The sequence below is a fragment of the Hymenobacter sp. DG25B genome (genome assembly GCF_000801315.1).
Lineage (GTDB): Bacteria > Bacteroidota > Bacteroidia > Cytophagales > Hymenobacteraceae > Hymenobacter.
This window is the reverse complement of the sequence record NZ_CP010054.1, coordinates 1,145,990-1,169,505: the sequence shown is the minus strand read 5'-3', so window position 1 is coordinate 1,169,505 and position 23,516 is coordinate 1,145,990. Positions and strand designations below refer to the sequence as shown.

The 23,516-nt window shown below is 57.4% G+C and carries 16 protein-coding genes; 12 read left to right on the top strand and 4 right to left on the bottom strand.

Annotation, left to right across the window (positions count from 1 at the left end; translation table 11 throughout):
* Positions 1 to 30 precede the first annotated feature (30 nt).
* Positions 31 to 2,466 (bottom strand): phenylalanine--tRNA ligase subunit beta, encoded by a 2,436-nt coding sequence (pheT, locus tag PK28_RS05030; RefSeq protein ID WP_044512042.1) that lies wholly within the window; start codon positions 2,464 to 2,466, stop codon positions 31 to 33.
* Positions 2,467 to 2,711: 245 nt separating this feature from the next.
* Positions 2,712 to 3,344, bottom strand: coding sequence for a DUF1684 domain-containing protein (locus PK28_RS05025; RefSeq protein WP_044512040.1), 633 nt, complete (start codon positions 3,342 to 3,344; stop codon positions 2,712 to 2,714).
* A 401-nt stretch (positions 3,345 to 3,745) separates the two neighbouring features.
* On the opposite strand from PK28_RS05025, the gene PK28_RS05020 reads away from it, so the two are divergent.
* Entirely contained in the window at positions 3,746 to 4,900 is a 1,155-nt protein-coding gene (locus PK28_RS05020; protein ID WP_044512038.1) for a zinc-dependent alcohol dehydrogenase, read from the top strand.
* A gap of 12 nt (positions 4,901 to 4,912) precedes the next feature.
* Positions 4,913 to 5,446 carry a hypothetical protein gene (locus PK28_RS05015; protein ID WP_044512036.1) on the top strand — a complete coding sequence of 178 codons (534 nt, stop codon included), beginning with the start codon at positions 4,913 to 4,915 and terminating at the stop codon, positions 5,444 to 5,446.
* 592 nt (positions 5,447 to 6,038) lie between these two features.
* Here PK28_RS05015 and radC read toward each other — a convergent pair.
* Positions 6,039 to 6,791 (bottom strand): RadC family protein, encoded by a 753-nt coding sequence (gene radC, locus PK28_RS05005; protein WP_082016964.1) that lies wholly within the window; start codon positions 6,789 to 6,791, stop codon positions 6,039 to 6,041.
* Positions 6,792 to 6,906: 115 nt separating this feature from the next.
* Between radC and PK28_RS05000 the strand changes: the two genes are divergently transcribed.
* The 5 genes from PK28_RS05000 (at position 6,907) to PK28_RS04980 (ending at position 11,276) form a co-directional block, all read left to right on the top strand.
* Complete coding sequence (locus PK28_RS05000) at positions 6,907 to 8,145, top strand: metallophosphoesterase (protein WP_044512032.1); 1,239 nt, start codon at positions 6,907 to 6,909, stop codon at positions 8,143 to 8,145.
* A 162-nt stretch (positions 8,146 to 8,307) separates the two neighbouring features.
* Complete coding sequence (locus PK28_RS04995) at positions 8,308 to 8,961, top strand: hypothetical protein (RefSeq protein ID WP_156126244.1); 654 nt, start codon at positions 8,308 to 8,310, stop codon at positions 8,959 to 8,961.
* A gap of 192 nt (positions 8,962 to 9,153) precedes the next feature.
* On the top strand, positions 9,154 to 9,837 hold the full coding sequence (locus tag PK28_RS04990; protein WP_044512028.1) for a carboxypeptidase-like regulatory domain-containing protein: 684 nt from the start codon (positions 9,154 to 9,156) through the stop codon (positions 9,835 to 9,837).
* Positions 9,838 to 9,954: 117 nt separating this feature from the next.
* Positions 9,955 to 10,872 (top strand): UV DNA damage repair endonuclease UvsE, encoded by a 918-nt coding sequence (uvsE, locus tag PK28_RS04985; protein WP_044512026.1) that lies wholly within the window; start codon positions 9,955 to 9,957, stop codon positions 10,870 to 10,872.
* A 29-nt stretch (positions 10,873 to 10,901) separates the two neighbouring features.
* Entirely contained in the window at positions 10,902 to 11,276 is a 375-nt protein-coding gene (locus PK28_RS04980; protein ID WP_044512025.1) for a hypothetical protein, read from the top strand.
* 90 nt (positions 11,277 to 11,366) lie between these two features.
* Here the strand turns inward: PK28_RS04980 and PK28_RS04975 are convergent, their stop codons facing one another.
* Entirely contained in the window at positions 11,367 to 12,686 is a 1,320-nt protein-coding gene (locus PK28_RS04975) for a cystathionine gamma-synthase family protein (RefSeq protein WP_044512023.1), read from the bottom strand.
* A 468-nt stretch (positions 12,687 to 13,154) separates the two neighbouring features.
* Between PK28_RS04975 and PK28_RS04970 the strand changes: the two genes are divergently transcribed.
* From PK28_RS04970 to bglX, 5 genes are all read left to right on the top strand, one after another.
* Positions 13,155 to 16,217, top strand: coding sequence for a SusC/RagA family TonB-linked outer membrane protein (locus PK28_RS04970; RefSeq protein WP_082016962.1), 3,063 nt, complete (start codon positions 13,155 to 13,157; stop codon positions 16,215 to 16,217).
* Between the two features lie 11 nt (positions 16,218 to 16,228).
* Entirely contained in the window at positions 16,229 to 17,764 is a 1,536-nt protein-coding gene (locus PK28_RS04965) for a RagB/SusD family nutrient uptake outer membrane protein (protein ID WP_044516302.1), read from the top strand.
* A gap of 85 nt (positions 17,765 to 17,849) precedes the next feature.
* Entirely contained in the window at positions 17,850 to 19,190 is a 1,341-nt protein-coding gene (locus PK28_RS04960; RefSeq protein WP_044512021.1) for a glucoamylase family protein, read from the top strand.
* A 134-nt stretch (positions 19,191 to 19,324) separates the two neighbouring features.
* The gene (locus PK28_RS04955) at positions 19,325 to 21,076 is read left to right on the top strand and encodes a family 43 glycosylhydrolase (protein WP_044512018.1); all 1,752 of its coding nucleotides are present in this window, start codon (positions 19,325 to 19,327) and stop codon (positions 21,074 to 21,076) included.
* Between the two features lie 43 nt (positions 21,077 to 21,119).
* On the top strand, positions 21,120 to 23,432 hold the full coding sequence (gene bglX, locus PK28_RS04950) for a beta-glucosidase BglX (RefSeq protein WP_052430595.1): 2,313 nt from the start codon (positions 21,120 to 21,122) through the stop codon (positions 23,430 to 23,432).
* The last annotated feature ends 84 nt before the right edge of the window (positions 23,433 to 23,516 follow it).

Sequence of the window (23,516 nt, the reverse complement as noted above, 5' to 3'; positions counted from 1 at the left end):
GCTCGGAATGACGTTCTTTTATCCGTTTGCTTACCGGCGGATTACCGCCCCGGCCTGCTGCTCAAACTGCTGAATCAGCCGCTGCATCACGCCATCAATAGCCTGGTCGGTGAGGGTTTGGGTGGGATCCTGCAGCAGGAAGCTCACGGAGTACGACTTCTTATCGGCGCCCAGCTTGTCGCCCTCATACACGTCAAACACATTCACCTGCTGAAGGAGTTTCTTCTCCGTGCGGCGGGCAATCTGCTGCAGCTGGTCGAAGGTGACGGTTTTATCGACTACCAGGGACAGGTCGCGGCGCACTTCCGGGAACTTGGGCAGCTCGCGGGCTACCAGCGTGTTCTTGTACTTGCGCATCAGCCAGTCCCAGTCCAGCTCGGCATACCACACGGGCTGGCTCACGTCCATGCGCTTCAGCACGGCCGGCGAAACCGCTCCTGTCAGCGCTACGGGCTGGTTTTGGGCCAGCAGCGTAAGGCCGCCCGCCAGGTACGGGTGCTGCACCGGCTGTGAGGTAGGCGTAGCAAACCCCAGCGAGGCCAGCACCTGCTGCACGGCCCCGGCCAGTTGGTGGAAAGAGGATTTGTCCGACTTCTGCTGCCAGGTTTCGGCGGCCGTGTTGCCCGTGAGGTAAATCACCAGCTTGTTTTGCTCCTCGTACTGGCCACCGGCTTTCTGACGGTAGGTTTTCCCGAACTCATACAGCTTCAGGTCGCGCTGGCGGCGGTTCACGTTGTAGCGCACCACCTCCAGGCCGCTGAACAGCATGGCCGGGCGCATTACATTCAGCTCGGCGCTATTGAAGTTGAGCAGGCGCACCAGCTCTTCCACCGGCTCTCCTTCCTTCTCAAAGTAAGCCGAGTTGGTAATGGAGTTGGTAATGATTTCCGAGAAACCCTGCCCGCTGAGCAGGCGGGCCGTATTCTGGCGGATGATTTCCGGATCGGGATTCGGGAACTGCGCCAGGAAAGTAGCGGAGTTGTGCGGCCGCAGGGCCACGTGGTTGTAGCCGTAAATGCGCAGAATTTCCTCAATAATGTCGGCCTCGCGGGTTACGTCTACCTTGTGCGGCGGCACCGACAGAATCCACTCCGCGTGTCCCCCTTCGTCCTTGCCTTCTTCCGAAATCAGGATATCCAGATCGGTCAGAATCTGGCGGATGCGCTCCGGAGCAATGAACTGGCCCACCAGCTTTTCTACCCGCGGCAAACGCAGGCGTACCATGGTGTGGCCGATGTGGTGGGGGTATTCATCTACAATGGGCGCTGCTACGGTGGCGCCAGCCACTTCCTGCAGCAGCAGGGCGGCGCGCTTCAGGGCAATGGGCACCATGTGCGGATCGGTGCCGCGCTCGAAGCGGAAGGAGGCATCGGTTTTCAGCTGGTGCGTCTGGCCGGTTTTGCGCACCACGGCCGGCGCGAAGTAGGCGCTTTCCAGGAACACGCGGGTAGTACCGTCGGAAACGCCGGAGGTTTTGCCGCCGAATACGCCGGCCAGCGCCATAGGTGCGCCGTTAGCATCGGCAATAACCAGGTCTTCGCCTTTCAGGGTGCGCTCGGTCCCGTCCAGGGTCGTGAACTTCTCCCCGGCTTCGGCGCGCTTCACGCGGATTTTATTACCGGTTATCTGGTCGGCATCGAAGGCATGCAGGGGCTGGCCCAGCTCGTGCAGCACAAAGTTGGTGACGTCTACCACATTATTAATGGGCGACAAACCAATGCTGCGCAAACGGCGCTGCAGCCATTCCGGCGACGGACCTACCTGCACGTTTTCCAGCAGCAGCCCGGCATAGCGCGGGCTGGCCTCGGTGTCTTCAATAACCACAGCAATATTCTGCTCCGCCGTGGCGGGAGCGTGAAACTGGCTGATATCGGGCAGGTGGCAGGGCTGGTGCAGCAGGGCGCGCAGCTCGCGGGCCACGCCATAGTGCGAGGCAGCATCGGCGCGGTTCGGCGTCAGGCCAATTTCGAATACCGAATCCGAACCCAGACCGAAGTAGTCGGCGGCGGGGGTGCCGTTGGGCAGGTCGGTATCCAGCTCCATAATACCCTCGTGCGAGGTACCCAGGCCGATTTCGTCCTCGGCGCAGATCATGCCTTCGGAAGCCGCGCCGCGGATTTTGGACTTCTTGATTTTGAACGGCTCGCCCTGGGCCGGGTAGAGCATGGCGCCTTCCAGGGCCACTACCACTTTCAGGCCAGCGCGCACGTTGGCGGCGCCGCATACAATCTGGCGCGGGGTTTCGTCGCCTACATCTACCGTGGTCAGGCTGAGCTTGTCGGCGTCGGGGTGTTTTTCACAGGTGAGCACGGTGCCCAGCACCAGGCCACGCAGGCCGCCGGGGATGCTTTCCAGCTCTTCAATGCCTTCTACCTCCAGCCCGGAGCCCGTGAGCAGCTGCCCGATTTCCTCGGCGGGTTTGTTGGTGGGGATAAGCGTGCGGAGCCAGTCGAGGGATATTTTCATCTCAGTTGTCAGTTGTCGGTTGCCAGTTGCCAGGCGCGGAAGGAGCTGGCAGGCGCGGCAAAGGTAAGGATTTGGGGCGGCGGGAATAAAGTAGCGCAGAGTAGCGCATAGAGTAGCGTGAAGCTCTGGCTTCGCGTAGGAGCGCAGCGAGTTCCTACGAGTTGGACTATACATCAGCAGACGCCTGCTACTCGCGTTGCTCGTATGCGAAGCCGGAGCTTCGCGCTACTTTCTGCTACGCTGCCTTACTCGTGCTCGGCGTGGTCGTGGAAGTCCTGCTCGCCGGCTCTGATTTCTACGGCTAGGCGGTTATCGGCCGGGGGCACGGGGCAGGCGTAGCCATTATTATAGGCGCAGAAGGGATTGTAGGCCTGGTTGAAGTCCAGCTCGATTTCCTTTGAGTCTTTGCCGGGCAGGGCCGCATCGAGGTAACGGCCGCCGCCGTAGCTGCTGAAGCCGTTGGTTTTATCGGTGAAGGGGATGAAGAGCGTGGAGTCCTGCCCATCGGCTTTCAGAAACAGGGTGAGTTGCTGGGGCTGCTGGTTTACTTCGAAGGCGGCGCGGCCCCAACGCAGGTACTTGTCGGCTTTGCCATCGGTGAGGGGCATGAGCACGGTATCCTGTTTAGCGAATCGCTCCAGTTGGGCTTCTACGCGGTAGGCTCTGTCGGGGGCAAAGTAGCGGAGGCTGTCAAAACCGTCGCGCTGCTTCTGGTCCAGCGGGGAGTTGGCGGCACGACGGAAGCCGGCATTCTTTTCCTGGCGGGCTTTGCGCAGGCGCAGGAAATAGTCGTTGTCGTTGAAGACAATATCCTGCAGAAAATAGCCCAGTATCAGCAGCAGACCGAGGCCAATGAGAAGTTTAGAGTTAACGCGCATTTCGCAAAGGTAGGAATGGGCGCTAAGGCTTGCGCTGCCGGGCCTGCTGCGCAGCCATGCAGCGCCTGGTTTTATAGCCTCAAGTGCTTACTGGCTAATCATTCAGAGCAAGAGCGGGCTGGCGCAGGAAGCACTGAAGTTTGGTGCATCAGGTCTTTCTAAAACTTAGCCTGGCTTAGTTGCCGGCGGGCTTGCTAAACCGGAACGGGGTAATTCGCTGAAGCTTAACCGTATAAATACGGATTTAGAAAGAATAAAATCCAGGCATGAAACTTTAGGATTTTAAGGCAGTATTAAGTGATTCCCCACCGGGCGCCAGGCAGTAGGTATTCAGTTACTGTAACAGCTTCCGCCGCCCCCAGGGAATATGTGTCCCACTTATAACTTCAAGCAGGAATATTATGCTAGCAATGGAATACAGAGGCCCGAAGCGGGTCCGTGCCGTGCAAAAACCTATGCCGGAAATCAAACATCCTCAGGACGCTATTGTCCGGGTACTGCGCACCTGCATCTGCGGTTCTGACCTACACTTATACAACGGCAACGTGCCCGATACGCGCGTAGGCTCCACCTTTGGCCACGAATTTGTGGGCGAAGTGGTGGAAATTGGTACCGACGTCACGAAGCTGAAAGTAGGCGACCGGGTAATTGTGCCCTTCAATATTTCCTGCGGCGAGTGCCACTTCTGCCGGCAGGGCATGTTTGGCAACTGCCACGAGTCGAATACCGAAGCCACAGCCGTAGGTGGCATCTTTGGCTACTCGCACACCGCCGGTGGCTTCAATGGTGGCCAGGCAGAATATTGCCGCGTACCCTATGCCAATGTGGGCCCTACCATTATTCCGGAGGGCATGGATCTGGATGATGCCGTGCTGCTGACCGACGTGGTGCCCACCGGCTACCAGGCCGCCGAAATGGCCGGCATCCAGAAAAATGATACTGTGGTGGTGTTTGGCGCCGGCCCCATTGGCATTATGGCTGCCCGCTGCGCCTGGCTGTTCGGCGCCGGCCGCGTCATCATCATCGACCAGGAAGATTACCGCCTGGAGTTTGCCCGCAACTATTCCTACTGTGAGGCTTACAACTTCAATGAAATCGGCGACCCGGTGCTGTTCATCAAGAAAATTACGGACTGGTTGGGAGCCGACTGCGTGATTGATGCTGTGGGGGCCGAAGCCGCCGGCAATCTACTGCAGACCATTACGGGCCGCAAGCTGCTGCTGCAGGCGGGCTCGGCCACGGCCCTGCACTGGGCTATTAACTCCGTGAAAAAAGGCGGCGTGGTATCTATTGTAGGCGTATATGGCCCCACCGATAACCTGGTGCCCATTGGCAACATGATGAACAAGGGCCTCACTATGCGGGGCAATCAGACTTCGGTAAAGCGTTTGCTGCCGCGCCTGATTGAGCACGTGCAGAACGGCGTGCTCAACCCCAAGGGCCTGATTACGCACCGCATCCCGCTGGAGGAAGTAGCCGACGGCTACCGCATGTTCTCCGCCAAGCTGGATAACTGCATTAAAACCGTCATGATGCCCCCTACCGCCAACCAATAACACTGCCTCCCCATGGAAAACCATAATGTAATCAATACGCCCATCGACCCTAAGCAAATCAAAGGCTGGGGCATTGATGCCGACCCGAAAAACGACCCCACCTACCCCATGCGGGCCCGCATGAACATCTCGCAGGACCCCGATTTTAAGCACCGCCCAGAGGCGCTGCAGCCCGTGGAGACGGAAGTGCTGCGCTCCATTGAGCGCCCCAACGTCTCGGCGGTATTTGGTACCCCGGAGCCACCCAGCGGCCTGAGCGGCATCATCCGGCGGTTTGCCTTTCATTTCAGCGAAAACCAATATCCGCACTGGCTGCCGCTGCTGCTGGCCGACCGGGTGAACGTGGTAGAAGGTGTTGTAGACGACCTGGTACACGGCCACGTGCCCAATATTTTTGCTGAAAAAGGCTACAAAGCCGAGTGGAAGCACAGCCCCCAGACGCTGGTGCTGAAGATGGCCGCCTTCACGGCCGTCACGGCCGGCACTATTCTGTGGCTTAGCTCCGGCAATAAAAAGAAGAAGCCCGTTAAGCGAAGTCGGTTCTAATTTTCGCTTTTAAGCAAGCAAAAGCCTCCTGCTGCATGCTGGCCCGATATTCTGGCTGGCTGTGGCGGGAGGCTTTTTTATTTATATAGGATTAAGTAGTTACCATTTACTTTTCAAATACGGGTATTTATTACCTATTATTTTTTCGCTTTTACTACGCAGGAAAAACAATTTATTATTTTTATTATTTACATTTTCCAGCATAAAACTTTCTACATCTATTATATTAATAAAAAAAGTATCTGATTTAAAAATTATTTTATCATCGTAGATACTATAAACATCTTTATAAGACATATCCTGATCTATTATTTTTTCATTAACCGAATGTATCGAATCAACATTAAAAAACAATTCGGCTCTATTTTAATTTCCAATAAACAAGGTGTTAATAGGTAAATTATTTCTTTTATTTAATACTCTTTCATAATGACCATCGATACCTCTTATAGCTATTAGGTCCCAATACGACCCCTTATAATTATTGCTTAAAAATTTTTCTGCATTATGGTTATCACAACCTATTAATAGCATTGATAATATTATACACTTTACTAAAATTGAAAATTTTATCATTTTTTTCTTTTTGTCTTTAGAGCATACCTTCATCGGCGAAGCTATAGTAGCCCAGGTCGGTATATATTAGATGGTCGAGGATGGGCAGGTCCAGGAACTGGCCGGCTTCTTTCACTTTGCGGGTGAGGGCAATATCGGCGGCGGAGGGGTTGCGGTTGCCGCTGGGGTGGTTGTGCACCAGAATTATGGAGGAGGCCAGCTGCTCCAGCGCCTCTTTAAAAATTAGCTTAGGGTCGGCTACGGTGCCGGCCACGCCGCCGCTGCTGATGCTGGTTTTGCGCATCACCACGTTGGCGCGGTTCAGCAGAATCACCCAGAACTCTTCGTGGGGCAAATCCTGCAGGTTGGGGCGCACCAGGTTATAAATATCGGTGGAGCAGGTGATGGTGGTGCGCTGGGAAGCCGCCGCCTCCTTGCGGCGCCGGCCCAGCTCCAGGGCGGCCACTATGGTTATAGCTTTGGCTTCGCCGATGCCTTTATGGCGCATGAGCTCTTTTACCGACAGCCGGGCCAGGGCATTCAGGTCGTTCTGCACGGCGGCCAGAATCAGCTTGGAAACGTCCACGGCCGAGAGCTTGGCGGTGCCGGAGCCCAGCAGAATGGCCATCAGCTCGGCATCGGAGAGGGCGGCGCGGCCTTTCTGCAGCAGCTTCTCGCGGGGGCGGTCTTCCTCGGCCCAGCTTTTGATGCTGAAAGAGGTAGGCGTTTCATAGCGTATCGGGGCGGCTTCGGCGGCCCCGGCCGTTGTTAAGTCATTGTTCACTGCCATACTTGCCTAGATTAGATAGATCAGCCGGAAAATAAAGTAAAAACCCGGTTTCTTCGTCTCTACGCATACGGCCGGCCCTGAACTATTTCCGGCCGGCTCAGTTTTATACCCCACTATGTCTCGACTTCTGATTACCCTTCTCTTTCTTGCCCTTTTTGTTTTAGCCGAGTGGTATGGCTTTCAGGCTATTCGCACGGTACTGCAACACGCCTCGCCGGGCACCCGCCGGGCGGCGGCCATTGGCTACTGGGTGCTCACGGCCACGGTATGGGCCCTGGCTACCTGGGCCATGATGACCCGCCATACTTCACCTGCTCCTTTTAAAACCTATCTGGGCAGCCTGCCGGTTATTTTTCTGGCTACCAAGCTGGTGGTACTGGTTTTTCTGCTGCCCGAAGATCTGTATCGGATGGGGCTGCTGGCCGTGCGCTCCGTTATGCAACCCAGCGGTACCTCCGCCGGCCTTATCTCCCGCAGTGAGTTCCTGAGCCGGCTGGCGCTGGTGGTGGGCAGCCTGCCCTTTATTTCTCTGGTTTGGGGCATGGCTAAAGGGGCCACCGATTATCAGGTGAAGCGCGTGACGCTGCGCTTTCCCAACCTGCCGGCTTCCTTCCACGGCTTCAAAATCCTGCAGATTTCCGATCTGCACACCGGCTCCTTCCAATCAAAAGAGCCGCTACAGCGGGCCGTGCGCATGATAAATGCGCAAAACGCCGACCTTGTGTTTATGACCGGCGACCTGGTGAACAACGTGGCCACGGAGGTGGAGGAACATATTGAAGCCCTGTCGCAGATCAAGTCGGAGCTGCCCATTTTCTCCATCCTCGGCAACCACGACTACGGTGATTATGTGGAGTGGGAATCACCGGAAGCCAAGCGCGCTAATCTGCAGCGCCTGATGGACAACCACGCCAAAATTGGCTGGCGCCTGCTCCTGGATGAGCACCACCAGATAGAGCGCAACGGCGAGAAAATAGCGGTATTAGGCGTGCAGAACTGGGGCGCGCAAATGCGCTTTCCCAAGTACGGCAACCTGGCCCAGGCCCACGCCGGTTCCCACGGTGCGCCCTTCAAGATTCTGCTTTCCCACGACCCGTCCCACTGGGACGCGCAAGTGGTGAACTACCCCGACATCGACCTGACCCTTTCCGGCCACACCCACGGCATGCAGTTTGGCGTGAATCTGCCGGGCTTTAAATGGAGCCCCGTGCAGTATGCCTACAAGGAATGGGCGGGCCTGTACCAGCGCGGCAAGCAGTATTTATATGTGAACACGGGCCTGGGCTTTTTGGGCTATCCAGGCCGGGTGGGCTTCCTGCCCGAAATCACGGTATTTGAACTGCAGCGCGCCTAAATACAGGGCTTCCTGTGCAAGTTTCGTAAAGCCACCGGCCCAGCAGCCGGTGGCTTTTTGATAGCCCTATATAGCGCTTCGGCAACCGTGCAGAGAACCGGGCCGTATATGCGCCAAATTCGATTTTTGACTCTCCCTCCCCTCCCACCTAATCTTAAACTCATGAAAAAGACCTTGTTCCTGCTCTCGTGTGGCGTTGCCCTCACGATGGCCTCCTGCTCGCAGGAGAAAACCACGGAAACGGCTACCACCAACATGGATGGCGCCGCTACCACCACTACTACCACCACGACCACCACGCAGGCTTATTCCGACGACGCCATTGAGCGCCGCGCTGACCGCATTGCCGCGGACGTAGCCGCCAAAATGAAGCTGGATGATGCCACCCGCACCAAAGTGCGCACCGTGTATGTAACCCGGGGCAAGCGCCTGGGCGAGCTGCAGCAGAAGTACGCCGCCGATACCACCGGTATGGCTGCCGAAATGCGCACCGTATATGACAACTCGGACCTGGAAATGAAGCAGGTATTTGCTGATCCTACCATGTATCAGCAGTACGAAACCAACCGGGTTTCTTACTACGACAACAACTACATGGATGACACGGACATGAGCGCCTCTTCCTCGTCGATGGACAATACGATGGACGCCGATGCCAAATCGAAAACCAAGTACGACGACGGCTCGAAAATCAAAGTAAAGGCCGACGGTGACGTGAAACTGAAGGATGCCGAAGGCAACAAAACCAAAATGGACGCCGACGATGGCACCGTGAAGGACAAGCCAGTGGATGGCGACAAGAGCGTCATTAAATAACCCGCTTTTCCCAAGCTAAGTAAAAGCCCCCGCCATTTCTGGTGGGGGCTTTTTTGTGCGCTGGATGTAAATAGCCCGCCGGGTTTTCGCTCGTTCGGGGGCACCGCTCAGCTGAGCGGTGCAACTCATGCAACTACAGACCCTACTTTTGGCTCGGTAGTTGGCTACCTTGCGTTGGGTTTTTGTATGCTAATGACGGATGTTTTTGCTTTGATGCTTTCCGGGCCCGGCCGTTTGGGGCTGGTGGTGCTCTTGTTTATGGGGCTGTTGCTGGCGGTGCCCGCCACCGCTCAGATTCGGGTAACGGGCTCCGTATCGGAGGCGGATACCGGCAAGCCTATTCCCGGGGCGTCCGTGATGGTGAAGCGCACCGGCCGCGGGGTGGTGGCCAACAGTGACGGCGACTTTGGCCTGAATGCGCTGAATACTGATACGCTGGTATTCCGCTCCGTGGGCTTTAAGACCCAGCGTATGCCTTTAGGAGGCTCGGGGCTGTCGCAGCTCATTATTCATATCAGGCTGGAGCGCGACAATATTCAACTAGGAGAAGTGCGGGTACAGGAAGGCCGCCCCGACCGTGCCGCCATTAACCGGGCCCTGCGCAATGTACGGCGCCCTTCTACCGCGCCTACCAGCGCCGTGAAACGCCCCCCGGCGCCCAAACCACTGTTTAAGGTAGACTCTACCGCGCCAAAAGCGCCCACGGCTACGCTGGCCAACCCGGCCAGCCTGCTCTACGACCAGTTTTCCCGGGAGGGCAAGCAGCGCCGCAAAATGGAGGAGATTGAGCACCGCGACCGGGTAGAGAAATTCCTGCAGGAACGGCGCAAATACAACAAGAACTTTCAGGATAATACCGGCTACGAGGTAGAATAAGCGGTGAGGTGGTGAACTGGTGAGTTTTATGTTCAATAGGCGCGGTTTGCGCAAGTAGAACGTCAAACTCGCTAGTTCACCACCTCACCATTTCACCATTTCCCCGTATAGCCGGGTATGAGAATTGGGTATCCCTGCGTTAATGCCTCGCTGCCGTGCACGTCTACGTCCACGTTTCGGCTGGCATCCTACTCTGAAGAGCGGCTGGTACAGGCCGTTACCAATAACCTGGCTTGCCTGCAGCGCATTCTGGAGTATAATGTGGAACGCGGCCTGCTGTTCTTCCGCATTGGCTCCGGCGTGGTACCCTTCGGCTCGCACCCCATCAATACTTTCCCCTGGCAAACCCACTTTGCCGCCGGTTTCCGCGCCCTGGGCCAGTACATCCAGCAGCATAACATGCGCATCTCCTTCCACCCGGATCAGTTTGTGGTGCTGAACTCCCCCGACGCCGGTATTGTGGAGCGCAGCATGCAGGAGCTGGTATACCAGGGCTCTATGCTGGATCTGATGGGACTGGATTCCACGGCCAAGCTCCAGATCCATGCCGGCGGCCTGTACGGCGACAAGGAAGCTGCCCTCAGCCGCTGGATTGCCACGTACCAGCGCCTGCCGGAAGCCGTGAAGGCCCGCCTGGTGGTAGAAAACGACGACCGGCTCTATAGCCTGCGCGACTGTCTGCAGCTCTACGACGCCGTGGGCGTGCCCGTGCTCTTTGATAACCTGCACCACGAATGCCTGAATAACAGCGAGCCTATGGCGCTGGCCCTGCAGCAGGCCGCCGCTACCTGGCACCCCACCCAGGATGGCCCGCCCATGATGGACTACAGCTCCCAGGCCCTGGGCGAGCGGAAAGGCAAACACACCAACTCCATCAGCGAGGAGCAGTTCCGGGAGTTCCTCACCCACCTGCACGGCCTGCACCCCGATGTGATGCTGGAAATAAAAGACAAGGAAAGCAGCGCCCTGCGGGCCGTAGCCATTCTGCACGAGCTGGGCCTGGCCACGCTGCCTGCTACCCCTGTTATCCACTAAACCCTCTGTTTTCCACAACTTATCCACAAATGAGCCAATTCACCGACCATTATACCCCCAAAGCGGGTGCCGCGCAGCTTACGGAAACCCTACATGCCCTGCATAGCGGCCTCACGGGCCTGCCCCTCAGCACCGCCCACACCCACATCGACAACTGGCAAAACCTGCTGGAGCAAAGCGGTATTCCCGCCCTGCAGGACGTGGTGCGCGAGCTGGGCAACCTGCAGTCCTTGCTCAGCAGCGAAAACCACACCCTGAATTCGGTTGCCATTGGCCGCTCTCTAAGCATGCTGGGCGTACAAACCACCCAGGCCGCAGCCACGGCCTCCCCCGAAACCCGCCAGGACTTAACCCGCCTGGCCGATATGCTGCTGAAAGCCGGCGGCGATTTGGAAGGGATATAAGAACCCGGCTTCGTAAAGCCAAAAACAAAAAGCCCTGCGGCCACCGAAAATTCGGTAGCCGCAGGGCTTTTGCTTGAAGGATAACCGGAGTTAGCGGCTAACAGCAGCGGTTTCCAGCTCCCGGGCGTCCGCAGCCAGCACCATATCAAAGGCCTGCGTGAGGTCGGCTATCAGGTCCTGCGGATCTTCCACCCCAATGCTGAGGCGGATCATCTGGGAGGAGATGCCCATTTCGCGCTGGGTTTCCGGCATAATGTCGGAGTGCGTCATAGTGGCGGGGTGCTCGGCCAGGCTTTCGGTGCCACCCAGGCTCACGGCCAGCTTTATCAGCTTGAGGTGGTTGAGGAAACGGAAAGCTTCCGCCTCGCCGCCCCGGATATCGAAAGAAATCATGGAGCCCGGCGAGAGGCACTGCTGTTCGTAGATGGCCTGCTGGGCGGGGTCGTGCTCCAGATGCGTGAGGTAGTAGGTGCGCTCCACCTGGGGGTGCTCCCGCAGCCAGTCGGCAATAACCTGGGCGCTTTGGGCGGCGCGCTCCATGCGCAGCTTCAGGGTTTCCAGGCTGCGCATCAGCATCCAGCCGGTGTTGGGGTCGCACATGGTACCCATGAAGGTGCGCATGGCTTTTATCTCCTTCATAATTTCCCGGGAAGCCAGGGCCGCGCCGGCAATCAGGTCGGAGTGGCCGCCCAGGAACTTGGTAGCCGAGTACAGCACTACATCGGCGCCGTGGTGCAGCGGGTGCTGGAACACGGGGCCCAGGAAGGTATTGTCTACTACCAGGCGCACGGGGCACTGCTCGTCGCTGAAGCGGCGGGCTACGGCGGCGCAGGCGCGCAGATCTACCAGGTGGTTGGTGGGGTTGGCGGGCGTTTCCACGTAAATCATGGCCAGGCGGCCCTGGGTAATGGTGGCTACCTGCGCGGCCAGCTCTTCTTCGGTGGCTTTGGGTGAGAAGCCTACGGCCGTGATGCCGAAACGCAGCAGCACCTGCTTCAGGAAGAAATCGGTGCCGCCGTACACGGGCTCGGAGTGCAGAATCACGTCGCCGGGCTTCAGCAGGGCAAGCAGCGTGGTGCTGATGGCAGCCATGCCGCTGGCAAAGGAGGCGGCTTCCTCAGCCTCATCCCACAGCGTGAGGCGGTGCTCCAGAATTTCCAGGCTGGGGTTGTTGAGGCGGGAGTAAATCAGGCCCATTTCCTCGTCGGGGTCGGCCTGGCGCAGGCCGTAGGCCAGCTCGAAGAAGGCTTTGCCTTCCTCGGCATTCTTAAAAACGAAGGTAGAAGTCTGAAAAATGGGGCATTTGATGGCGCCTTCGCTCCAGGCCGGGGTGTAGCCGTAGCTCATCATCAGGCTCTCAGGCCGTAGCCGCTGGCCGTTGATTTCGGCGTGCTCGGGTAAGGGTTTCATGGGTGGGTGGAAAAGTGGATGGGTTCACGAAGGTAAAAATTTGCCAATGGCTCCGGCCCTGCCAGGCAAAATCAGCCAGTTGAAACGCTGCCTTACAGCCCCATGGAAAAATCCTATGGTGCCGAAATCGTGTATTGCGCTCAATTCTTAGCCTATTCTGCCTCTCCTCTCGTATTAGTGCAAGCATTGCTTGAATGTATCCAGATAGAGGCCTCATTCCGGCTTTTCTTAATGCAAGTGAGAGCAGCCCCAATTCTTACCCGCCGTACCGGAGCCGCCCGCTACGCAAAGCATCTTATTCATTTCTAGCGACTTAATCTTTTACTGCCTATGAGTAGATAAGCCCCCGCTGTTTGCCTCCCACCCGGGTGCAGTAGTTCCGGCCAAGCCGGAACCCGGTTTCCCCATTCTGCCGACACCCGAGCAAACCATTCTTATCTGAAGCGAACCTTCTTTTCTCCCATCCGCATGATTCCTCCTCTACAATTCCCCCGGTTGCTTCGGCAACTGACTCATCTAACATTTTTGCCGGCGCTGGGCCTGGCGCTATTTTCCGGCACCGCCCTGGCAAATGCCGCCCCTACCAGCCTGGAGAATAAAGCTCCGCTGGCCGTGGCCGCAATCGTTCCCGATGTGCCCGTAACCGGGCGCGTGGTGGATAACCAGGGCGCGGGCCTACCCGGCGTAAACGTGGTGGTGAAAGGCACTACCAACGGCGCCCAGACCGATGTCGACGGTAACTATACGCTTAATGTGCCGGAGAATGCCACGCTGGTTTTCTCCTATATTGGGTACACCACGCAGGAAATAGTTCTCAATGGGCGCACCTCAGTTAATATAACTCTGCTACAGGAAGCTACCACGCTGAATGATGTAGTGGTGGTAGGTTACGGCACCCAGCAAAAGCGCGACTTAACCGGCGCGGTAGGCCGCGTGGATGCGGAAGAAATTGTACGGCAGCCCGTTACTACCCCTACCCAGGCTATTCAGGGTAAAGTGGCCGGTGTGCAGATCATCAGCGACGGGGGGCCTAACTCTCAGCCTAAAGTGCGCATCCGGGGTACGGGCACGCTGCTGGCTGGTGCCGAGCCGCTGTACGTGGTGGACGGGGTGCAGACCACGGACATCCGTAACCTGAGCAACTCCGACATTGCTACCATTGACGTGCTGAAAGACGCTTCGGCTGCGGCCATTTATGGGGTACGCGGCGCCAATGGCGTTATCATCATCACCACCAAGCAAGGCAAAGTGGGCAAGCCGGTGCTAAGCTACAATACCACCATGGGCTTTAAGCAGGCCGCCCATTTGGTAGACATGGCCGATGCCCAGCAGTATGCCGACTATCTGAAAGACACTGCTCCTGACCTGACGCTGCCAGCCTATTCGGGCTCTACCGATTGGTACGATGAGATTCTACGGCGGGCTACTTACCAGAACCATAACTTGGCCGTATCGGGCGCCAATGAAAATGTGCGCTACTATTTCAGCGGCAACCTGCTGCAGGATGATGGCCTGGCTATCAGCAACAAGTTTTCCCGCCTCACGGTACGCTCCAACACGGCTTTTACGGTTTCCGATAAGCTGACGATAAACTCGCAGGCCTCGTTTAGCCACGCCAACACCAAGGACGTGAACTTTGCCACGGCGTATCAGAATGCGTACCGCGCGGCCCCCATTATTCCCTCTAAAGTAGACGGCCGGTACGGAAATACCTCGGCGTTCGGTAACGTGGGCAACCCGCTGCTCGATATCGAAAAAAACAACAATCGTTCCCTGGAAAACCGCCTGCAGGGCAACGTAGGGGTTGATTTCAAGCCGGTTTCGGCTCTCACCCTGCGTTCAGCCATTAACGTGGATCTGAACTTTGATAACCGGATTATCTACGATTATCAGTACAACAGCGACGAAAGCACCTTTATTACGGCTGGGGGCAACCAGCGTACGCTGCGGAGCAACCTGTCTACTATTCAGAACAACCGCAACCGCTACCTCTGGGAAAATACGGCCACGTTTCAGAAGCAGTTTGATAAGCATAACCTGACGGTGCTGGCCGGCACGGTAACGGAACAGGGCGAGTCGCGCACCTTGGAAGGCAGCCGCAAGGATGTAGGGCCTAACAAAGACCAGTGGTACCTGGGTGCCGGCGACCCAAATACGTCCACGAACAATGCCGTGGGCGCCATAGACCGGCGCCTGTCCCTGCTGGGACGTATAAACTACTCTTACGCCGACCGCTACCTGCTGACCACCAACCTGCGCTACGATGGCACCTCCCGGTTCAACAAAGACCAGCGCTGGGGCTTTTTCCCCTCCCTGGGCTTAGGCTGGGTTCTGTCGGAAGAAGATTTTATGAAGAGCCAGACGGTGCTGAGCTTCCTGAAGCTGCGCGCCAGCTACGGCCAGTTGGGCAACGACCAGATTGACCCCAACGCTTACATTGTAACGGCGGAGTCTAATGTTCCTTATGTCTTTAATGGGCAGCCCGTGCTGGGCGCCATTATCAACCAGATTAAGGACCGGAATGTGAGCTGGGAAACCACCACGGAGTATGATGCCGCCGTGGAATTTGCGCTGCTGGAGAACCGCCTCTCCGGCGAGCTGACTTACTACCAGAAGAAAACCACGGATGCCCTGATCCCGGTGAATATTCCCGGTAACCTCGGCGACCCGGACAACCAGTACATCACCAACGCCGCCGATATCAGCAACAAAGGCATTGAAGCCGCGCTGAACTGGCGCAACCAGCTGAGCACCGACTGGAGCTACAACTTTGGGGTGAATGCTACTTTCAACAAAAACCGGATTGAAAAGCTGAACGGCGGGCAGGCTCTTTTTGGGGGCTTCAACAACGTTACGCTCTCCGATAACGGCGTGGCGGCTGGCAGCTTTTATGTGCTCAAGTCCACGGGCATCTTCCAGTCGCAGGCGGAAATTGATGGCTACCCCAAGTATAACGGCCTACCCACACCCCAGCCCGGCGACCTGAAATATGCAGATGCCAACGGCGACGGCGTGATTTCACTGCTGGACCGGGTACACTCCGGCTCGTATCAGCCGCCGGTGTACTTCGGTATTAATGGCGGCATGAACTATCAGAAGTTCGATTTCTCCTTCGTGTTTTCCGGCAACCTGAACAATGAGGTGTACAACGCCAAAAAGCAGTTCCGCTACCAGACCACGGACAACGTAGAGGCCGACTTTGCCGACAACCGCTGGACGGCCACCAACGGCTCGCAGTCGGACCCGCGCACCATTTCCAACAATACGCCCAACTCCACTTACTTCATTGAGTCGGGCTCCTACCTGCGGCTGAATAACCTGGTGCTGGGCTACACCATTCCCACCAGCTTCACGCAGAAGGCCAAGATTTCCTACGTGCGGATTTTTGCCACGGGCCAGAACCTGTTCACCGTCACCAAGTACTCCGGCTTCACGCCCGAGCTACCCGGTGGCCCGCTGGATTCCGGCATCGAAGCTACTACGTATCCCACCAGCCGCACGCTTGCGCTGGGGCTGAATGTTAATTTTTAATGCTTTCGGATATGAAATCCTCTTCTATACTCAGCCGGCGCCTGGGCACGGCCGCCTGCGCGCTGCTACTCTCCATGGTTAGCGGCTGCAAAGATTTTCTGGATGTAGCGCCCCAGGGCCAGCTAACCGAAGACCAGATTAAAACGGACCCCGGCGCCGCGCAAAAACTGGTGGATGGCGTGTACAACGTTATGTATCTCGGGGGCTTTGGCACCGATGTACATGGCCTGCAATACGTTATTCTCACGGATATTGCCTCCGATGACTCGGACAAGGGCAGCACGCCCACCGACTACGGCCCCGCCGCCGACGTCGACAACTTTAACCTTACCTCCAGCAACAGCATTGTGAATAACGTTTGGAAAGGCTATTTCCAGGGCGTAACGCGGGCTAACCAGGCGCTGGAGAAAATTCCGCTGAGCCCCGCGCCCGACGAAACCAAGAACCGCCTGCTGGGCGAGGTGCGCTTCCTGCGCGGGTACTTCTACTTTAACCTGGTGCGGTTTTTTGGTGGCGTGCCCAAGCTGGATCGGGTGCCCGCCACTTCCGAAATTAATGACCCAAACCTGCAGAAACGCGCCACGGCAGATGAGATTTATCAGTTGATTATTTCTGACCTGGAGTTTGCCGCCAATAACCTGCCCATTAAAGGACAAACGGAAACGGGCCGGGCTACCAAGGCCGCGGCGCAGGGCATGCTGGCCAAGGTGTACCTGTACCAGAAAGAATACCAGAAAGCGCTGGATCTGACCAATGAAATCATTATGGGCCAATCGGGCGCGTATGGTTTGTATAGTGATTACGCCGGCATCTGGCGCGAGGTAGGCGCCAACAGCGAAGAGTCTATTTTTGAAGTGCAGACCGGCGTGAATGCCGCCTGCAACAACTCCGCGGTGAACCTGTATGTAGTCAGCCAGGGCCCCCGCCAGGGTGGCAAAGGCGGCTGGGCCGATTTGGGCTTTGGCTTTAACACACCCACGGAGCAGTTGGCCAACGCTTACGAGCCCGGCGACAAGCGCCGCGCCGGCACCATTATCTTCATCAATACCGCGCCCAGCGGAACGGTTCTGTGGGATGGTTTCCGCATTCCCAGCAAAGACTCGGTAGAGAATTTGCGCTACAGCTACAAGGCTTACCACAGCCGCACCAAGGAAAAAAACTGCGGCAACAACGATTTTCTGCCCAAGAACATCCGCATTCTGCGCTACGCGGAGGTGCTGCTGATTAACGCCGAAGCCGCTTTCCAGCTGGGGGATGTAGCCACCGCTACTACGGATGTAAACCTGGTGCGGGAACGCGCCGGCCTGGCACCGTTGGGGGCCGTAACGCTGGAGGGCATCTGGAAAGAGCGCCGCCTGGAGCTGGCCTTGGAGCACGACCGGTTCTTTGACCTGGTGCGCCAGGAAAGCGTGCAGCCCGGCCGCATTGTTCCCACTTTTGCCGCCCAGGGTAAAACCTTTGTGAAAGGCAAGAACGAGCTGTTCCCCATTCCGCAGGAACAGATTGATTTGAGCGGCGGGCAGCTGACGCAGAACCCCGGCTATTAATAGCTAAACAAGCAGGATAGCCCCGGCCCAGGTGGGCGGGCGCTATCCTGCTTTTCGGCTTTTATCCACGTTTCATTTTACGCTTATGCGGACTTCTCTCTCCTCCTTTTTCGTGCTGCTCTGGCTGGTTTTGCTCTCGGGCGGCAGTGCCTGCTCCCAAAACCCGGCGCCCACGCCCCGGCCGCAAAAACTGACGGATGAGCAGCTGTTGGACCTGGTGCAAAAACAAACGTTCCGCTATTTCTGGGACTTCGGCCACCCGGTTTCCGGCATGGCCCGCGAGCGAAGCAACCGCTCCTACGACTACGGCAACGAAGTAGTAACCACCGGCGGCACCGGCTTTGGCCTGATGGCCATTATTGTGGCCTCAGAGCGCAAGTGGATTACGCGCGAGCAGGCCGCCGAGCGGGTGCTGAAGATTGTAAATTTCCTCTGGAAGGCCGATATGTACCACGGCGTATTTCCGCACTGGATGGACGGCGCCACCGGCAAAACCATCCGCTTCAGCCTGAAAGATGATGGCGGCGACATTGTGGAAACGTCCTTTCTGTACGAAGGCCTGATCTGCGCCCGCCAGTATTTCACCGGCAACACCAAAGCCGAGCAGGACCTGCGCAACAAGATTCTGTGGATGTGGGAGAATGTGGAGTGGAACTGGCACACCCAGGGCGGCCAGAACGTGCTGTACTGGCACTGGAGCCCCAACAATGGCTGGAGCATGAACCACCAGATTCATGGCTGGAATGAGTGCCTGATTACCTACGTGCTGGCGGCCTCCTCGCCCAAATATGCCATTGATAAAAAGGTGTATGACCAGGGCTGGGCCACCGGCGACTACTTCAAAAATGGCAAGGAATTCTACAAAATCAAGCTACCCTTGGGCTTTGACTACGGCGGCCCCCTATTTTTCTCGCACTACTCTTTCCTGGGCCTGAACCCGCACGGGCTGAAAGACCAGTACGCCGACTACTGGGAGCAGAACCGCAACCACACGCTCATCAACTACGCCTACTGCGTAGACAACCCCAAGAAGTACAAGGGCTACGGCAAAAACAGCTGGGGCCTCACTGCTTCTGATAGCTACCAGGGCTACGCCGCGCACTCTCCTACGGAGGATTTGGGCGTGATTTCGCCCACGGCTGCACTATCGGCTATGCCTTACGCGCCGGAGCAATCCATGGCCGCGCTTAAGCATTTTTACTACGATTTGGGCGACAAAATCTGGGGCGAGTATGGCTTTGTGGATGGCTTTAGCGAGCAGCACAACTGGTACGCCAAGTCCTACCTGGCCATTGATCAGGGCCCCATTGTGGCCATGATTGAAAACCACCGCACCGGCCTGCTCTGGAAGCTGTTCATGAGCTCCCCCGATGTGCAGCGCGGCCTCACGAAACTGGGTTTCGAAAGCCCGGAGATTAAGAAGTAACCGCCTACTTTTCCTTGTCATCCTGAGCTTGCGAAGGACCTTATCACGCCAGAACCAGTCGTAACAACGATTTTCGTTCTTATTTATAAGGTCCTTCGCAAGCTCAGGATGACAAGATGTTTTGTTGTTCTGCTATGTCCAGAAGCCTGCTTTTCTACCTTGCTTTGCTGCTGAGTCTGTCTATCCAGGCCCAGCCCGGCCCGCCGCGCCGCACGTACTGCAACCCGCTGAATCTGGACTACGGCTACACGCCCATTCCCAACTTTTCGGAGGCCGGCCGGCACCGCGCCACCGCCGACCCGGTTATTACTCTTTTCAAGGGCAATTATTACCTGTTCTCCACCAACCAATGGGGCTACTGGTGGAGCAAGGATCTGTACGACTGGAAGTTCGTATCCCGCTCATTCCTCAAGCCCCAGCACAAGGTGTACGACGACCTGTGCGCCCCGGCCGTATGGGTGCAGGGCGATACGCTGCTGGTTTTCGGCTCTACCCACGAGAAGAATTTTCCCATCTGGATGAGTACCAACCCCCAGGCCAACGAGTGGAAAGAAGCCGTGGAGCCGTTCCAGATTGGCGCCTGGGACCCCGCTTTTTTCCTGGATGATGACGGCAAGCTCTACCTCTACTGGGGCAGCAGCAACGAATTTCCGCTCTACGGCCAGCAAATCAACCGCAAGACCTTCCAGCCCATCGGCCAGCCGAAGGTGATGTTCGGGCTCAATGATAAGCAGTTTGGCTGGCAGCGGTTCGGCGAATACCTCGACAACACCTTCCTGAACCCTTTTATGGAGGGCGCCTGGATGACCAAGCACAACGGCAAATACTACCTGCAGTATGGCGCGCCCGGCACCGAATTCAGCGGCTACGCCGATGGTGTGCAGGTGAGCGACCACCCCCTGGGCCCGTTCACGCCGCAGCCGCACAACCCGTTTGCCTACAAGCCCGGCGGCTTTGCCCGCGGCGCGGGCCACGGCAACACCTTTCAGGATGTGTGGGGCAACTGGTGGCACCTGTCCACCATGGTGGTATCCGTGAAAAACAACTTTGAGCGGCGCCTTGGTTTGTGGCCGGCTGGCTTTGATAAAGACGGCGTGCTGTACGCCAACACCACCTTCGGCGACTACCCGCACTACCTGCCCACCGGCACCGAGGACCACCTGAAAAGCCGGTTTACCGGCTGGATGCTGCTGAACTACCAGAGGCCCGTGCAGGTATCGTCCACGCTGGGCGGCTACCTGCCCAACTACGCCGTGGATGAAAATATTAAGACCTATTGGAGCGCCTCCTCAGCTAATAAAGGCGAGTTTTTGCAGACCGATTTAGGCAGCGTGTGCACCGTGCGCGCCATCCAGTTGAACTATGCTGATCAGGACGCCGAATTTCTGGGCAAGCAGCAGGGCACGTACCACCAATACCGCCTCTGGCACTCCGAAAACGGAAAAAAGTGGAAGCTGCTGGTAGATAAAAGCCGGAATAAAACCGACGTGCCGCACGACTACATTGAGCTGCCCGAAGCCGTAAAAACCCGGTTTATCAAGCTGGAAAACGTGCACATGCCCACCGGCAAATTCGCCATCAGCGGGCTGCGCGTGTTTGGGCTGGGCAGCGGCGCCGCGCCGGCGGCAGTAAAAGGCTTGGTAGTTTTACGCACCGAAACCGACAAGCGCAGCGCCTGGCTGAAGTGGATGCCGTCCACCGATGCCTACGCCTACAACATCTACACCGGCATTGCGCCCGATAAGCTCTACAGCTGCATTATGGTGCATGGCCAGAACGAGTACTATTTCAAAGGCATGGACAAAGACCGGCCGTACTACTTTAGCATCGAGGCCATTAATGAAAACGGCGTATCAACCCGCACGCCGGTGATGGAATCGAAATAATTTCCCTTTGCTCCCCTATTCGCTCATCATAATTTTCGCTTACATGAAACGAACCTTCCGTACTGCTTTGCTGCTGGCGCTGGGCCTCCAGCTAAGTCCTCTGCTGCAGGCTCAAACCCCCACGCCGGTACCTGCCGCCGCCCCCGACCCGAAGATGGATAAGTTCATCAACGACCTGATGCAGAAAATGACGCTGGACGAGAAAATCGGCCAGCTGAACCTCATTACGGTGGGCTTTGATGTAACCGGCCCGGTGGTGAGCAAGGATGTGGATGCCAACATCCGCAAGGGCAACGTGGGCGCGGTGCTGAATACTTTTACGCCCAAAGCCGCCCGCAAGCTGCAGGAAATGGCCATGAAGGAGTCGCGCCTGCACATTCCGCTCATTTTTGGGTATGATGTCATTCACGGGCACCGCACTATTTTCCCCATTGCCCTGGGCCTGGCCAGCAGTTGGGACCTTACGGCCATTGAGCGCAGCGCGCGCATCGCGGCCGAAGAAGCTTCCGCCGATGGTATCAACTGGGTGTACTCGCCCATGGTGGATATTGCCCGCGACCCACGCTGGGGCCGCATCTCCGAAGGCTCGGGCGAAGATCCCTACCTGGGCTCCCAGATTGCCCGCGTAATGGTGCGCGGCTACCAGGGCGACGACCTCACGAAGAATAACACGGTGATGGCCTGCGTGAAGCACTTTGCGCTGTACGGCGCCGCCGAAGCCGGCCGTGACTACAACACCACTGATATGAGCATGGTGCGCATGTACAACGAGTACCTGCCGCCCTACAAAGCCGCCATCGACGCCGGCGCCGGCTCCATGATGTCCTCGTTCAACGACATCAACGGCGTGCCCGCCACCGGCAATAAGTGGCTGATGACGGAGCTACTCCGCAACCAGTGGGGCTTCCAGGGCTTTGTGGCTACCGACTACACTGCCATCAACGAAATGACGGCCCACGGCATGGGCAACGATGCCCAGGTATCGGCGCTGGCCCTGAACGCGGGCATTGACCAGGATATGGTGGGCGAGATTTTCCTTAAGAATCTGGCCCAAAACCTGAAAGACGGCACCGTAACGCAGGAGCAGATTGATGTGGCCTGCCGCCGTATTCTGGAAGCCAAGTGGAAGCTGGGCTTGTTCCAGGACCCCTACCGCTACGCCAACGAGAAGCGCGCCAAGAACACCCTCATGAAAAAGGAGTTTGTGGCCGATGCCCGCGACATTGCCCGCAAGAGCATGGTGTTGCTGAAAAACAGCAACAACGCCCTGCCCCTTAAGAAAACCGGCACCATTGCCCTGATTGGCCCACTGGCCACCCGCCAGCGCGACATGATTGGCAGCTGGAGCGGTGCCGGCGACTGGAAACAGGCCGTTTCCCTGGAGCAAGGCATCAAAAACGCCGTGGGCAGCGCCGTGAAAGTGGTAACCGCCCAGGGCGCCAACTTCACCGATGACCAGCAGATGATTGACCGCCTGAACGCGCACGGCGGCGAGCTGAACGTAGACAAGCGCTCCTCCGAAGCCATGATTCAGGAAGCCGTACAGCTGGCTCAGGGAGCCGATGTCATTGTAGCGGCCGTAGGCGAGAGCCAGGGCATGACCGGCGAAGCCGCCAGCCGCGCTGATATTGGCCTGCCCGGCCAGCAGCTGGAATTGCTGAAAGCCCTGAAGAAAACCGGCAAGCCTCTGGTGATTGTGCTGATGAGCGGCCGCCCCATGACGCTGACCTGGGAAGATGAGAATGCTGATGCCATTCTGGAAACCTGGTTTGCGGGCACCCAGGCCGGCAATGCCATTGCCGATGTGCTCTTCGGTGCCTACAACCCCTCGGGCAAGCTCACGGCCACCTTCCCCCGCCACGTGGGCCAGGTACCCATCTACTACAACCACAAAAACACCGGCCGCCCCTACGTCGGCGACAAGCTGGATAAGTATAAGTCGCGGTACATGGATGTGCCTAACGACCCGCTGTACCCCTTCGGCTATGGCCTGAGCTACACCACCTTCCAGTACGGCAAGCCCGAGCTGAGCACCACCTCGCTTAGCGCCAACGGCACGCTGGACGTGAAAGTAACCGTGCAGAACACCGGCAACTACGATGGCGAGGAAGTGGCCCAGTTGTATATCCGGGATATGGTGGGCTCCATCTCCCGCCCCGTAAAAGAGCTGAAAGGCTTCCAAAAGGTGATGCTGAAGAAAGGCGAGAGCCGCACGCTCACCTTCCGCCTCACCCCGGAAGACCTCAAATTCTACAACGCCGACCTGAAATTTGCCGCCGAGCCCGGCGACTTCCAGGTATTTGTAGGCGGCAACTCCCGCGACGTGCAAACCGCTGCGTTTAAGCTCACGGAGTAAGCCTAAAAGGCGGTACCGGTGCCGGAAACCCAATTCCGGTGCCGGTACTTCCCGGTGCTGAACCAAGGTAAAAGCACGTGACCT